General features: G+C 56.3%; 12 protein-coding genes. 8 read left to right on the top strand and 4 right to left on the bottom strand.

Features of this window, described 5'->3' with window-relative positions:
* Positions 1–57: 57 nt before the first annotated feature.
* The 4 genes from ET418_RS09320 to ET418_RS09310 all read right to left on the bottom strand — a co-directional run bounded on the left by ET418_RS09320 (position 58) and on the right by ET418_RS09310 (position 6,168).
* On the bottom strand, positions 58–1,620 hold the full coding sequence (locus tag ET418_RS09320; RefSeq protein WP_149307339.1) for an acetyl-CoA hydrolase/transferase C-terminal domain-containing protein: 1,563 nt from the start codon (positions 1,618–1,620) through the stop codon (positions 58–60).
* Between the two features lie 662 nt (positions 1,621–2,282).
* Positions 2,283–2,543: a hypothetical protein gene (locus ET418_RS18135; protein WP_218043385.1), complete on the bottom strand. Its 261-nt coding sequence runs from the start codon at positions 2,541–2,543 to the stop codon at positions 2,283–2,285.
* Between the two features lie 419 nt (positions 2,544–2,962).
* On the bottom strand, positions 2,963–4,336 hold the full coding sequence (locus tag ET418_RS09315; RefSeq protein ID WP_149307338.1) for a cytochrome C: 1,374 nt from the start codon (positions 4,334–4,336) through the stop codon (positions 2,963–2,965).
* Between the two features lie 77 nt (positions 4,337–4,413).
* Positions 4,414–6,168 carry a cytochrome c3 family protein gene (locus ET418_RS09310; protein ID WP_149307337.1) on the bottom strand — a complete coding sequence of 585 codons (1,755 nt, stop codon included), beginning with the start codon at positions 6,166–6,168 and terminating at the stop codon, positions 4,414–4,416.
* 413 nt (positions 6,169–6,581) lie between these two features.
* On the opposite strand from ET418_RS09310, the gene ET418_RS09305 reads away from it, so the two are divergent.
* The 8 genes from ET418_RS09305 to ET418_RS09270 all read left to right on the top strand — a co-directional run bounded on the left by ET418_RS09305 (position 6,582) and on the right by ET418_RS09270 (position 13,011).
* Entirely contained in the window at positions 6,582–8,264 is a 1,683-nt protein-coding gene (locus tag ET418_RS09305; protein ID WP_149307577.1) for a DUF3373 domain-containing protein, read from the top strand.
* A gap of 157 nt (positions 8,265–8,421) precedes the next feature.
* On the top strand, positions 8,422–8,745 hold the full coding sequence (locus ET418_RS09300) for a hypothetical protein (protein WP_149307336.1): 324 nt from the start codon (positions 8,422–8,424) through the stop codon (positions 8,743–8,745).
* A gap of 349 nt (positions 8,746–9,094) precedes the next feature.
* Positions 9,095–9,331 carry a hypothetical protein gene (locus ET418_RS09295; protein WP_149307335.1) on the top strand — a complete coding sequence of 79 codons (237 nt, stop codon included), beginning with the start codon at positions 9,095–9,097 and terminating at the stop codon, positions 9,329–9,331.
* 549 nt (positions 9,332–9,880) lie between these two features.
* On the top strand, positions 9,881–10,204 hold the full coding sequence (locus ET418_RS09290) for a hypothetical protein (RefSeq protein WP_149307334.1): 324 nt from the start codon (positions 9,881–9,883) through the stop codon (positions 10,202–10,204).
* A 267-nt stretch (positions 10,205–10,471) separates the two neighbouring features.
* On the top strand, positions 10,472–10,675 hold the full coding sequence (locus ET418_RS09285) for an RNA-binding S4 domain-containing protein (protein WP_149307333.1): 204 nt from the start codon (positions 10,472–10,474) through the stop codon (positions 10,673–10,675).
* 127 nt (positions 10,676–10,802) lie between these two features.
* Positions 10,803–11,831 carry a uroporphyrinogen decarboxylase gene (hemE, locus tag ET418_RS09280; protein ID WP_149307332.1) on the top strand — a complete coding sequence of 343 codons (1,029 nt, stop codon included), beginning with the start codon at positions 10,803–10,805 and terminating at the stop codon, positions 11,829–11,831.
* Between the two features lie 171 nt (positions 11,832–12,002).
* Entirely contained in the window at positions 12,003–12,356 is a 354-nt protein-coding gene (locus tag ET418_RS09275; protein ID WP_149307331.1) for a VOC family protein, read from the top strand.
* A gap of 184 nt (positions 12,357–12,540) precedes the next feature.
* On the top strand, positions 12,541–13,011 hold the full coding sequence (locus tag ET418_RS09270) for a WbuC family cupin fold metalloprotein (protein ID WP_149307330.1): 471 nt from the start codon (positions 12,541–12,543) through the stop codon (positions 13,009–13,011).
* Positions 13,012–13,015: the final 4 nt, after the last annotated feature.

Genomic DNA, 13,015 nt, shown 5'->3' with positions numbered 1-13,015 from the left:
TTTCCAGCCCACGTGGCCTTTTTACCGCGCCATGGGGCTTCTGTCGTGTGGCCGGGTTCAGATATCCCAGTTGTCGATCTTCATGGTACCATTTTTTGCCAGATTGACCTGCATCTTGAAAACCCGATCGAGCATCTGCGGTTCGTGGCCCGTCTTGCGTGCCAGGCACTCTTTCTTTGCCACGTCAAAATATTCCTGGAGCAGAGGCTTGTAATCGGGATGGGCGCATTTGTCGATGATGAGCTGTGCCCTGCTTTTCGGGTCCAGACCACGCAGGTCGGCCAGCCCCTGCTCTGTCACCAGCACATCCAGGTCGTGCTCCGTATGGTCCACATGGGGCACATGGGGCACAACGCAGGTGATGCCGGTCCGGTCGGTCTTGGTCGGCCTTGCCGACGGCGTGTGCATGATGGAGAGGTAGGCGTTGCGGAGGAAATCTCCGGAACCGCCGATACCGTTGATCATCCTGGAGCCCCCCACGAGGGTGGAGTTTGCATGGGCATAGATGTCGAACTCGACCGGGGTATTCATGGCAATGCACCCCAGACGGCGGATCGGCTCGGGATGGTTGGCAATGGAAAGGGGACGCATCAGTACCTTGTTGCTGTACTTGTCCCAGTTCTCGTAAAAACGTTTGAAACCGTCAACCGAATAGGAAAGTGAAACCGTCGAGGCGAAATCCAGTTTCCCTGAATCAAAGAGGTCGAGCATGGTGTCCTGCAACACCTCGGTCCAGACATTCAAACCGGTGAATGGTCCTTTCGCGAGTCCGCCGATAACCGCATTGGCGATGGAGCCGACCCCGGACTGGAGCGGCAGCAGGTTCTTGGGCAGGCGCCCCATCTTCACCTCATGGGAGAAGAAGTCGATGATGTGGGCCGCGATGGCCTCCGAGGTCTCGTCCTGCTCGCTGAAGGAACGGCCGTTGTCGGGGCGATCCGATTCGATGATGGCCACGATCCGGTCCGTATCCACCCGCACGTACGGGGAACCGGCCCGGTCATCGACCCGGCTGATGAGATACGGTTGCCGGTGGGGCGGGTTCACCGGCTCGATGATATCGTGCAGTCCTTCAAAGCTCGGTATGGAGGTGTTGATCTCTATGATGATCTTGTCGGCGATCTGCACGATCTCCGGCACGGCGCCGCAGGAGGCGGTCAGCACCAGCCCGCCGTTTTCCGTGATGGCGGAGCACTCGATGACGGCGATATCCAGGCGCCCGCCGTTATCCTTGGTGTAGAAGCCATACCCCAGGTCCTGGGCAAACATGGAGAGATGTTTGTCCCCCATGCGGATGCGCCCTTCATTGATGCCGGCCTGGATATTCTTGCCGGTCTGGTAGGGCCAGCGGCGGTCGATCATGTCCAGGGAGGCCCAGCGGTCCTCCGTCTCGGTGCCGACCGAGGCGCCGATGAACAGGTTGAATTTCAGTTTGCCCTGCAACCCGTTTTTCTCCACATGATCTGCCAGGGCGATCGGCACCATCTTGGGGTAGCCGGCGGGGGTAAAACCGGACCAGCCAATGTTCATGCCGGTTTTGAACAGGGGAATAACATCCTCGACCTTTTTGATCCGGGAGTGGAGATTGGTTTTTCTGATTCTCTTGAGCAATTCTGACATCTTCCTTCATTCTCCTTATGGTGTAATGGTTGCTTTCTACGGCTCAATGATGGCCCGTTCCCACAAGGGTCGCGGACTCGTGTGATATGTCTGTGCATCGAACGTTCGTTTGAATACACAATAACAATACACAGTTTTGTCTGCAAGAGTTATTTTGTCGCACTCGCTCCACCATTGGGTTTGTGGGCTAATGTGCCGTTTTTGAAGAGAGTAAACCAGGTTATCTCGCAGCTGGCTGGACGAAGGCTTCGTTGGCGGTTCATATATCTAGCCGGTAGTTGCGGATACTGGCTGCGGTATGGGGTGGATAACGCTCTCTATTGGAAGTCATCGATCCGGTCTTTTCCACAAAGCTCACCTGTCGTGGCGAGGGAATGGCCGTCGTGTTGGACGTCGTAAGGCGGGGAGGGTGTCATGGGGAGTTACCGCGAGCGGGGCAAGGGAACGGCCTGCAGGTGCCTGCTTTCAGCAGAAAAGAGACGGCCCCTCGGGACGGGTATCCCCCTGGGGGCTGGTGCATCCAAACACAAGTGAAGGAAGAGAGATGAAACATGCCACAGGACATGCATGAGAATAACGAAGCAGCGTTTTGAGCACAGTATCCTATATCGTCAATGAGTGGTTGCCGCGCTTGGTCATCCCGCATTTCAGAAGCTGAAATTTCAGCGGTCCTCCACGGGGGTGTCCAGAAAATCCATGATCGAATGGTACATCGAAACGGGCAACTCCTTATGGCCTTTCCCGGGAGCAAAGACCTTGTCCCAGCCGTAACCCTGTAAATCCACCGCAATCACCCTGCCGGCGCCACGCGTATTGATGTGCGGGGTTATCTGTTTCACCACCCGCTGCCCAGGCTTTCGATTGAAAAAGTTGTGTTCTTCCTCTATATGCCGGATCAGTTCTACAAGTTGAGTAATGGTCACAGAGATGCGGCCTCGCTACGATCAGAGTCTTTCCCACAATAGGAAACCCCCCAAGCAGCCTCATCGCCTGGGGGGTCCGGTGCATCACACAAATGAAGGATGGCAAAACATGACACTGGGCGCGGCAGAAGTCAACCGCAACAAGGATTTGCACAATGTTTCCCCATTTTTGCCGCCTTGAGCCCCATGCCAAACCGTTTTCGAATGAACCGGCTAAAAAATTGGGTCTCCACCTCTGCCCGATGTTGTGGCCGAATAAAAAAAAGCCCTGATTCCCCTGCGCATTGGTGCGTCGCACGGGGGCTCAGGGCCTTCTCCGGGAAAACGGTGGTGAACCATGGGATCAGCGGGGCGCACCACGCCCCGCCTACCCCTGTTACAACGTCTCCTCCGCATGTTTCACGGGATACCGTTCCGTCCTAAAAATCATCACTCTCGCGTTGTTTTTTGAGCATCTTTTCCAGATACAATTCCGGTGAGGTGAGCTTCGCAACTTCCGCCTCGTTGTAACCGAGGGCACGGAAGTTCAACACGCCGTTGACGATATGGCAATTCTCGCAACTGAGGGCCTTTGTCTTCGTCACGAGGTGACTGCTGGAGAAGTAGATGGTTTGCCAGCCCGGCTCCGCCTGGTACTTCTTTATCCCCAGGGTCTTGGCCGCCGAGGCTACCCCGGCCAGGGTATCGCCGTTGGCCATGGGCTGGGCAAAGTCCATGGCAAGCAGTTTGCCGGTCAATTTGTCGTAATAGGCCTTACCCTGGAAGATCTTGAAGGGGTAGATCTTGCTGGCCGCGTCCCCCCGACTCCCCTTGGGGCCGATGAAATGGGGCTCGTTCCGGACGGTCCTGTTGTACCACGCGTACACCGGGATCGTTTCGTTGGCCTCCTTCTTCAAGGTTGAGGGCTCGTAGAACCCGTTGGCCTGCTTTTCCCACTTGGTAAAGTCCTTGGCACTCGCCCCGCCGGTCCTGGGGATGTGGCAGGTCTGGCAGGCGATCCGCGCCGTATGGCGGTTGTAGGCGTCATCCTTGTGGGGGCGCTCCGGGTGGCAGCCGGAGGTGGTGCAGGTCAACCGGGTACCGTCATTGGCCCAGTTGTTGGGGTCGTAGCCGGTGGGGAAACGGTGGTCCTTGGCCTTATGACAGTCCGAGCATTCCATCCTTTTTGCGGCGTGCACATCGTTCGCCGCGTTAAAGGCGAAGCCGCGCTTGATGTAGACGCCACCGCCGGCCGCTTCGTGGCAGACCATGCAGTTTTTGACCTTGGGCTTGGCAATGGCCAGCGCCGCCTTGGTGCTGCGGTCCTGCCCCATGACGATCCGCCCTTTGTCATCCTTGTACGGCTTGCGGTTGCTGAAGTCGTAGGCCGACGAATGACAGATCAGACAGTCGATGGCCGCCTCTGCCTCGGGTCCCGTGCTCCCGACATCACTCACGTGGTTCCCCGGATGGCAGGTGTTACACCCCGTATACTTGGTCTTGCCGGCGGCGTTCATCGGGATCTCTTTCAGGTTGTTGACGATGTCGTTACCGTTGCACATGGTGTAGATGCGGTTTTTCATCCCATATTCTTTGCCCGCTTCCAGATTGTCCACATTGTCAACCTTTGAAGCGTGTTTCCAGTGGACCGTTTCAAGAAACTTGTGTGCGGTCCCCTGATGGCACTCTTCACAGGTCCCCGGGCCTTTGTATCCGTTTTTCTCGATGTAATCGCGTCCGGGATGCTCCGCCGCCTGGACGATGCCGGATAGCCCACACAGTAATGCCGCCGTTGCCAACAAATTTAGATTCATGATCCCCTCCGAGACAGAAATTTTTATAAATATACAAAATACAATATATATGTCAATATAAATTTATATATAATTATCTAGTGGATGATGTGGTGCTTTCCGGGGCCCATAGGAACGCTCTTCAACGCGGCATATCCCTTCCGGTCCCTGAGGGGAGGGAGGGAAAAATCCCCCTTTACCTGCCACGCGTCCTTCAGATAGACCCAAGGGGCAAGGGCCGACATGGTGTAGCCCGGTTCAAGTTCGATCTTTTCTGAGCGGATGGCGCGGATGAACAGGCCGCTCTTGTCGGCTACCACCTCATGGCTGCCGTTGAACGGCAGCGCGCCGGGGTCGTTGTACTCCCAGGCAACCTGCTGCCGCTGCACCCCCTGGGGGTCGCCGTGGCAGGAGTCGCAGCCGCGGCCGGGGCCGTACTTGTGGGACATCTTGTCCAACTGGATCCAGAGCAGGGCTTTGTTGTTCTCCGGCAGGCTGTCGAAGAGCCCCACATAGGCCCAAGCGTCATCTGTGCGTTTCAGGTCGGGAAGGTCGGCGGGGAAGCGCCAGTGCAGCCCCGGCTTGAAGGGAGACGAAGTTTGGTTCATGACCGCCATGGGAAACGGTTTGACCGGGATCCAGCGTCCCTTCTGGTCTTTGATCAAAAAAGGCTCGGCCATGGTCCCGTAGTAGGCCTTGAACTTGAAATAGGGGGTTGCTGCGCCGGCCAGTTTGCCCGGCCCCCAGTAGGTTCCCTGGTAGCCCCCCACGTTGCGGATATGGCAGGCTTCGCAGGTCAGGTTTTTGTGCAGGGAGGCGGCATGGTTTCTGACGATCTCCCCGTGACAGCGGGCGCAGGAGTGCTGGGCCTGGCGCCTGACCATGGCGTGGCCGATGGCGGGGTTGCTTTTGGTGCTTTCGTGGCAATCGAGACAGCCGACCTTGGCGGCCACGTGGACATCCGGCGTTCCCCCCTCGGGGAAGGAGAAGCTGCCGCCGAAATATCCCGCGCCGCGGCGCCGGTCCTCGGGCCCGGCATGGCAGACCGAACTGCGGCCGTTGCCGTAACAGCTCTCCGGCGAGGGGGTCTTCACAAAGGTGTGCATACCTTTGGTCGGATCGGTCCCGCTTTTGAGCTGGGGGGCGTAGTGGCAGTCAAGGCACCCCACATGGCAGACGCTGCAACTCTTCTGTCCCAAAGTAGCGGCTTGGTCGCTGAATGGCTGGGCCGTTGCGCCCCGCATCGCCGTTACGTTCCCCTCAAACCACGGCCCGCAGTTGTGCGGTCCGCGCTGTTCGTCAAGCCACCCCTTGTACTGGCTCTGTTTGCCGTTCTGCGCCATGGTGCTGCGGCTGAACTCGGCAAATTCCCTTTTGTGGCAGGCGCCGCAGGTTTGCTCCATCATGGCGAAATTCTGCGACAGGGTGTCACCCCGCTTGTCATGGTACAGGATCGCGGTAACCGAGGCATCCCTCACCTTCTTTCCCTCTTTGTCGGTACTGATGATCAGGTGGACAGCAGGATTGGTGCCGAATTCCAACGGGTAGCTGCGGGGGGAGGTCATGACGGAGAAACCTTTTCGAGCCACCGGCATGAGGCGGCCCATGCCCCGATGGGCCTCGCCCGGCACGCGGGCGGACGGGTTGCCCCGATGGCAATCGCTGCAGGTGGCCGGCATGCCGCTTTGTGTTTCCACCTCACCCTGGGTGACCGTAAAACCGGGATACCCCAGCTTCTTCATCGTCTGGCCGTCCTCGTGGCACTCCCGGCAACTGTCCAACGGCCAAGCGATTACGGGGGCAAGGATGCAGATGCAGAACATAAACACCAAACGGATTGTCGACGTGCTCATTACGTACCTCCCTCGACAAGTTATGGATAGGGCACCGGTGATTTCACTGAAACCGGGGAAAACGCGCAGTGTTTTCACGGGACATTGCCCGGCAATGATATGCAGACTGCAGAAGCTGTGCCATAGTTAATATCAAATATCAGCATGTTACGATATGTTGAAAACACATCCACATTATGGGCATTTTTCTTGCTTAATTCAACTTTTTATATATACACTTAAAGAAATATTTTATTATTACGATAATATGATGTTGTATGGTAAAAATTAAATTCAAGGTGGTCAGACGTCCGGAAAGGAGGAAATGGCGAAACTGGCCGTAAAACAACATTGGAACGGGAAAACGGCGGCAGGTCGCATGCCGTCAGAATAAACAAAAAAAGGAGGAGACCGTGAAGAACAGAATACTGTCCATGCTTTTGGTCGGGTTGATTGCGGGGATGAGTCTTCCCCTATCGGCGCAGGCCGCCGATGAGGAACTGCTGCAAAAGGTCGACAAACTGTACAAGGAGATTGAAACCCTGAAGGGCTCGGTCAAGAAGGTGGAGGACAAATCCATCGGCAGATGGCTGACCATCGGCGGGGATTACCGTTTCAGGTACGATTACCTGAGTGGCCGCACCAAACCGTTTACCGATGTGAACGCCACCTTCAGCAACGCCCAAAACCAGATGCAGTCGAACTTTTTCTCAGCAAGCGCTTCGGGGGCTCCTGTTAATGGTTATTCCGCAGCCCAGTGGGCTGGGGCCCTTTCCCAGATGATGACGTTTTCACAACAGATGGCACAGGTAAAGACGTATAATCAGGCCAATGCGTTTCTGGGTGCTAATCAGGCCCTGTTGGGTTCCCTGCAAAACTTTGCCGTACAGGTCCCCTCCTATAAGCCGGAGAACGCCACCCTCTACACCAACAGGCTCGGCCTGGACCTCCATGCCAAGGCCACCCAGGATGTTACCGTCAATACCCGACTCGTCATGTACAAGGTATTCGGCGCCCAGGATGATCAAGCCATCACCAACGGTAACTCTGCCCCCTATTTTGCCGACCGCGTCGGCGTGTTCGACGGCACCCTCGGCCATGTTCCCTCCAGCAGCTACCTGGATGTGGACCGGGCCTACGCCACCTGGAGCAATATCGCCGATCAGCCGCTTTGGTTTTCGGTTGGCCGTCGTCCCTCCACCAATGGCGCCCCCAGCAACCTGCGCCTCAACAACGAACGCCCCGGCAATGGCGGCACCCCGTCGCTCCTGGTGGATTACGCCTTTGACGGTATGACCCTCGGCTATGCCCCGGACATCGAAATGCTTCCCGGCGCCTATGCCAAGGTGTGCTATGGCCGCGGCTTTGAAAGCGGCTTCCGTTCGACCCCCACCAACTCCGTCGCCGATACCGATATGCTCGGCATCGCCGTGATCCCGGTCGACACCGACCCGCTGCGCGTCTGGCTGCAGTGGAACCGCGGTTTCAATATTTTCGACGCCCCGAGCATGAGCAACACCTACTTCGGTAACACCGCTCCGAAAACCAACCTGGGCGATATCGACTGGTGGGGCGCCGGTGCCATGAGCACGCTCAAGAAGGTCGGCCCGGGCGATCTGAACTTCTTCACCGACGCGGCCCTGAGCGTAACCCATCCCAACAGCAATGTTTCCTCTCAATTCGGCTTCCAGGGCCTCATGACCGGCGCTTTCTTCAATCCGGAAGCTCCGACCAGCAAGACCGGCTGGGCCGTATCCGCCGGCGTCCGGTACGACCTGCCGTCCAAGACCAAGCTGGGCTTCGAGTACAACCACGGCTCCAAGGACTGGATTACCTTTGCCCCTGCCGCCGACGACATGTGGACCTCAAAGGTCGGAACCCGCGGCAACGTGTATGAAGGGTACGTCATCCAGGAGTTGAACCTGAAACCGATCTCTTCCTACTTCAGCAAGACCTTCTTCCGCCTCGGCTACCAGTTCTATGACTTCGAATACACTGGCAGCAACAACTGGGTCGGCGCACCGGTCAAGATCTCCGAGGTAAAGGGGCAGATGATGACCACCACCCCGCTGGAATACGCGCACAACGTGTATGCGACCTTCGAGGTGCATTTCTAGCAGGTTTCAAGTGTCCGCTTTCGTGATGCGGGCAGTACGCCGGGGGAGTGGAACCGTGCCTCCCGCTCCTCCGGTTTTTTACCGGTTTGAATCCTCTCCGCCTCCCGCCGGGGGGCGGAGAAAAAATACACTTACACCGTAAAAAAGGAGCAAGCACATGAAAAAGATTCTCTCTGCCGTCGTTATGGCGGCCTTGTTGGTGTTCACCTCCCTGGCAGTCGTTACAACCGCCAGCGCGGAAGAGGTCAAGATGGTCGGCGTCATCTCCAAGATCGAAATGGCAGCAGACGGCAAGTCAGCTACGGCAACCCTCAAGGACGGCAAAAGCGGGGAAAGCGTGACCATCATCATTACCGACGACCTGACCCTCGACAAGTTCAAGGACAAACGCATCGTCGAGGGTGATGAGATCCGCTGCAAGTTCGAGAAGGCAGGCGGCAAGAATAGCAGCAAGATCTTCAAGAAAACGGCAGGATGTTAGACTAACCACCTCGCGTCACATGACTGCAAAGCCTCTTCTCCCCAGTGCGTTCGTCGCCGCCACGGCTGTCGGTATCAGCCTGGCGGCCTCGGCGCCTGCCGTTGCCAACAAGTCCCCCGGCATATCGCAAAGATCTGCACCAAGTGCCACACGGCTGAAGCCACCACATCCTTCCAGTACCTCATTCAAGGTAGTGGCGGGCTTATACGAGGTGCATTTGTGTCGAGCGTTTGGTGGCTCAATGGAAATACCATGTAATTACAGCAATATGTAAAAATATTTATATTGGCACCAGTTCTGCATTGTACTTGGCATCGCATCAACACACCTTCGACCAAGGAGATTCAAAATGAAAAAAGTTCTTTCCACTATCGTAGCCGCAATCGTTGCCCTGTCTTTCTCTGCTGTTGTTTTCGCTGCTGACGCTGCTGCTCCGGCCGCTCCTGCTGCTCCTGCTGAAAAAGCCGCTCCTGCTGCCAAAAAAGAAGTGAAAAAAGCCAAAAAAGCAAAGAAAGCCAAAAAAGCAAAGAAAGCCGAAAAGAAAGAAGCCGCTCCTGCTGTTGAAGCTGCTCCTGCTGCCAAGTAATTCACTTTTCAGCAGTTCAAATAGAGAGAGCCATGTCACGTGACGTGGCTCTCTCTGTTTTTGCGCGGGCAGTTCTCGTGCATATGAAAAGCCCACCAAGTCGTTCGGTGGGCTTCTTTTCTTTTGTGTCTCTTTGTTTGCTTTTCAAGCGGTTTCCCGATGCGTACTGCCATCGGGCCACGTGCGCCTTCTATTTCGGGAACCAGCACGGCGGAGTGTCTTTCATAGATTAGTAAGCCTCCTTTGCCTGGTTTGTACTGCTTTGCTGCTAATATTACTATAACATTAATAAGTTTAAATAATAGTCTATTTTTAAATAATTAGTAAGAGTATACTGAATAATTGGCGAGGGCTCCACTGGCGGATGTTCGTGGGGCGTCAATGCTTCTACTGCAATGGCAGCAAGCGGTAGGGGAGGGGCGGCACGTTAGTCAGTAGGTGGTTTTGATTGGGTTAATTGAAAATAATAATCAAAATCATTTACATTTAAAATTGGATTGGGTACTATACAACCATAAAGTAGTACCAAAAATTCAGAGGAGGTAAGCCATGAACAGCATAGCAAGAACGATGACGGTAATCGCGGCATCTATGCTCTTTTCGGCTGTGCCGATCCTTGCCGATGAAGGAAATATGGGATCAATGGAGTCGCAGGTTCCGCAGGCGCAGGAAGGGACGAAGGATGAATGTCTGCTGGTCGCAATGAACTGTGGGAAAGACGTTGACTCTATTCAGGAACGGATTGATCGACTGAATGCTGAAATCGGCCGGGGAACGGATGTGTACACGCCGGAAGAGTTGAAAAAGCTTCAAGATCAGGTAAATGATTACAACAGGCAATTCGAACTGATCATTGAAAACAGCGGCGGTTAAAAGGGGTAGTGGCAGGATGTCTGCAACCCGGATGTAGCGCGAAAAGAAAGGCTGTGCGGCGAAATGCCGCGCAGCCTTTTTACGTCCCGGGCAGGGCGATTGATACTGTACTCTTTGCAAAAACCACGGTATGGTATGTCGTGCGCCGACAACGCCGATACATTATACCTGTCGGCAGGTTTTCGTGAAAGTGCTCCAAGAGGGTTTCGGCTGTTTCTCGCCGGAGGGTCTGCCGGGCGCCCGGCCCGAAGCGAAAGAAAGGGATACATGTCGTTTCAGATTACGAGCGAGCATATCAAGCTGGACAGTTTTCTCAAGGCGGTCAATGTCGTAGGTTCCGGCGGAGAGGCAAAGCTGATCATTGGGGAGGGGCATGTGCGGGTAAACGGTGCCGTGGAATTGCGCCGGGGCCGTAAGCTCCGTCCCGGCGACCGGGTGGAACTGGATGGCCATGCCTTTCTGGTGGAGTGACGGCGTCGTTTGGTGAGCCCCGGCGTTGGCCGGACCTCAAATTGATTTGACTTTTCCGGTGGTGTCGAACTAAAATCCCCCTCTATTTTGCTATTTTACATGCAGCTATCACGTCCTGGGAGATGATATGAACACACGTTTTCTCGATGCTTGTTGGGGTAAACCGGTGGACCGTACGCCGGTCTGGCTGATGCGCCAAGCGGGCCGCTACCTGCCGGAATACATGGCGGTGCGCTCGAAATGCACCTTCCTTGAGTTGTGCAAAACCCCGGAGCTTGCGGCCGAGGTGAGCATTCAACCGGTGGATATCCTGGGCGTTGACGCCGCCATCATGTTTTCCGATATTCTCACACCTGTGGAACCGATGGGGATGAAGCTGGATTTCGTGCCGGGACCGGTTTTCGAACACCCCATCAGAAGCATGGCCGACGTGGACCAGCTCCGCATCCCGGAGATGGAGCAGGACGTGCCCTATGTTCTGGAGACCATCAAGATCCTCCGTCGTGAACTGGCCAACAAGGTGCCGTTGATCGGTTTCGGCGGCGCTCCCTTTACCCTGGCCTGCTACATGGTGGAAGGCAAAGGCTCCAAGGATTTCGCCCAGATCAAGCGCATGATGTACTCTGCGCCCGATGTCTATGCCGCTCTCATGGAAAAGATCACCATGATGGACATGGAATATCTCAACGCCCAGATCAAGGCCGGAGCCCAGGCCATCCAGATCTTCGACACCTGGGGCGGGATCCTGGCGCCGTCGGATTACGAGACCTATGTCCTCCCCTATACCACCAAGCTGATTAACGGCCTCAACCGGATGGAGACGCCGGTGATCCACTTCGTCAAGGGTGCCGGCGCCATGCTGGACTCGGTCAAGAAGGCCGGCGGCGACGTGATGGGGCTGGATTGGCACGTCAATCTGGGCACGGCGCGCGATCTGCTCGGCCAGGGGATGGCGGTGCAGGGAAACCTGGACCCCACCGTGCTCTACGCGCCGAAGGAGGTCATCGAGGCGGAGGTCAAGCGGGTTCTGGACGAAAACGCCGGCCGGTCGGGGCATATCTTCAACCTGGGACACGGCATTCTGCCGACGGTCCCCCCCGAGAACGCCATCCATATGGTCGAGTGCGTACACCGGCTGTCGCAAAAGGCGGCTTAGTTGCCATTCATCCCGGAAAAAGCGTGTGCCACTGAGCCACAGAGACACGAAGAAAAAAGTGAATAGTGAATAGTGAATAGTGAAAACCCCGAAGCCGCCAACCCCTCACTATTCGCTTTTCATATTTAACATTTCACTATTCACCATTCACGATCTTCTTCAGGAGTTTTCATGACCGTATCGATGAAAAACGTGGTTATCTTCGTCACCGACCTGGCCAAGGCCAAGAGGTTCTATGCCGAACTGCTCGGCCTGCCGGTTGCCGGGCAGAGCGAGATGGTGATGGAGTTCTTTCCCGGCACGCCGACCACCCTCGGCGTATCGTTGGCGCTTCACGAAGATGCCCGCAGGCTGGTGGGACGCCATACCGGCATCACCCTGCGGGTTGAGGGGATCGAGGCGCTGTGCGAATCCCTGCGGGTCGGCGGCGTTACCTTCGTGGAACCGCTGGAGTCGAGCCCGTGGGGCAAGATGGCGGTGGTCGCCGATTTTGACGGAAACCAGTTGGCCCTGGTGGATCGCTGATCCATCGTTCTTAAAACCGTCGCTGAGGCGCAAGATAAAAAACGCGGCATGCAACAAGGTTGAGGGGATAAGCCGGGTGATTTCTTTATCCCGTTTATCCCCTTCATTCCTGTTGACCGGCTTCTTCGTCGCCCCCGTCGCTGCGGCGGATTGCCCGCCTTGTAAATCATGGAGAATGGGATAGATGAAGATAGTAACCACCGACCTGTTGCGCCAGCTTTCCGAACAAGCCTGCACCTCCCCCCGTCTGCGCAAGAATCACAACATCCATCACTGCGACGAATCTCGTTGCCATCGCCTCCTGAATGCCGTTGAACCGGCCTCGTACATTCGCCCCCACCGTCACCTGGACCCGGAAAAGGATGAGGCCTTCATCCTGATGAACGGCAAGCTGGGCATTGTCACGTTTGCCGACGACGGGGCTGTTGCGGAAACGGTTCTGCTCTCGCGGGAACAGGGCAACCTTGCCGCCGACATCCCCTCCGGCACCTATCATACGGCGGTGAGCCTCGAGCCGGGAACGGTCTTCTACGAGGCCAAGGCAGGGCCCTACCTGCCGCTCGGCGATGGCGAGAAGGCGGCGTGGGCGCCTGGCGATGATGAGCCCGGAGCAACGGCGTACCTGGAGCGGCTGAGAGAACTCTTTCAGGGGTGAGGCG

Source organism: Oryzomonas rubra, assembly GCF_008369015.1.
GTDB lineage: Bacteria > Desulfobacterota > Desulfuromonadia > Geobacterales > Pseudopelobacteraceae > Oryzomonas > Oryzomonas japonica.
This window is presented reverse-complemented; position numbering and strand designations above follow the sequence as displayed.

What these genes read in the sequence shown, in the direction of transcription:
- ET418_RS09320 (WP_149307339.1), bottom strand. Translation starts at nt 1,620, where the DNA reads ATGTCAGAATTGCTCAAGAGAATCAGAAAAACCAATCTCCACTCCCGG.
- ET418_RS09315 (WP_149307338.1), bottom strand. Translation starts at nt 4,336, where the DNA reads ATGAATCTAAATTTGTTGGCAACGGCGGCATTACTGTGTGGGCTATCC.
- ET418_RS09310 (WP_149307337.1), bottom strand. Translation starts at nt 6,168, where the DNA reads ATGAGCACGTCGACAATCCGTTTGGTGTTTATGTTCTGCATCTGCATC.
- ET418_RS09305 (WP_149307577.1), top strand. Translation starts at nt 6,582, where the DNA reads ATGCTTTTGGTCGGGTTGATTGCGGGGATGAGTCTTCCCCTATCGGCG.
- ET418_RS09300 (WP_149307336.1), top strand. Translation starts at nt 8,422, where the DNA reads ATGAAAAAGATTCTCTCTGCCGTCGTTATGGCGGCCTTGTTGGTGTTC.
- ET418_RS09295 (WP_149307335.1), top strand. Translation starts at nt 9,095, where the DNA reads ATGAAAAAAGTTCTTTCCACTATCGTAGCCGCAATCGTTGCCCTGTCT.
- ET418_RS09290 (WP_149307334.1), top strand. Translation starts at nt 9,881, where the DNA reads ATGAACAGCATAGCAAGAACGATGACGGTAATCGCGGCATCTATGCTC.
- ET418_RS09285 (WP_149307333.1), top strand. Translation starts at nt 10,472, where the DNA reads ATGTCGTTTCAGATTACGAGCGAGCATATCAAGCTGGACAGTTTTCTC.
- hemE (WP_149307332.1), top strand. Translation starts at nt 10,803, where the DNA reads ATGAACACACGTTTTCTCGATGCTTGTTGGGGTAAACCGGTGGACCGT.
- ET418_RS09275 (WP_149307331.1), top strand. Translation starts at nt 12,003, where the DNA reads ATGACCGTATCGATGAAAAACGTGGTTATCTTCGTCACCGACCTGGCC.
- ET418_RS09270 (WP_149307330.1), top strand. Translation starts at nt 12,541, where the DNA reads ATGAAGATAGTAACCACCGACCTGTTGCGCCAGCTTTCCGAACAAGCC.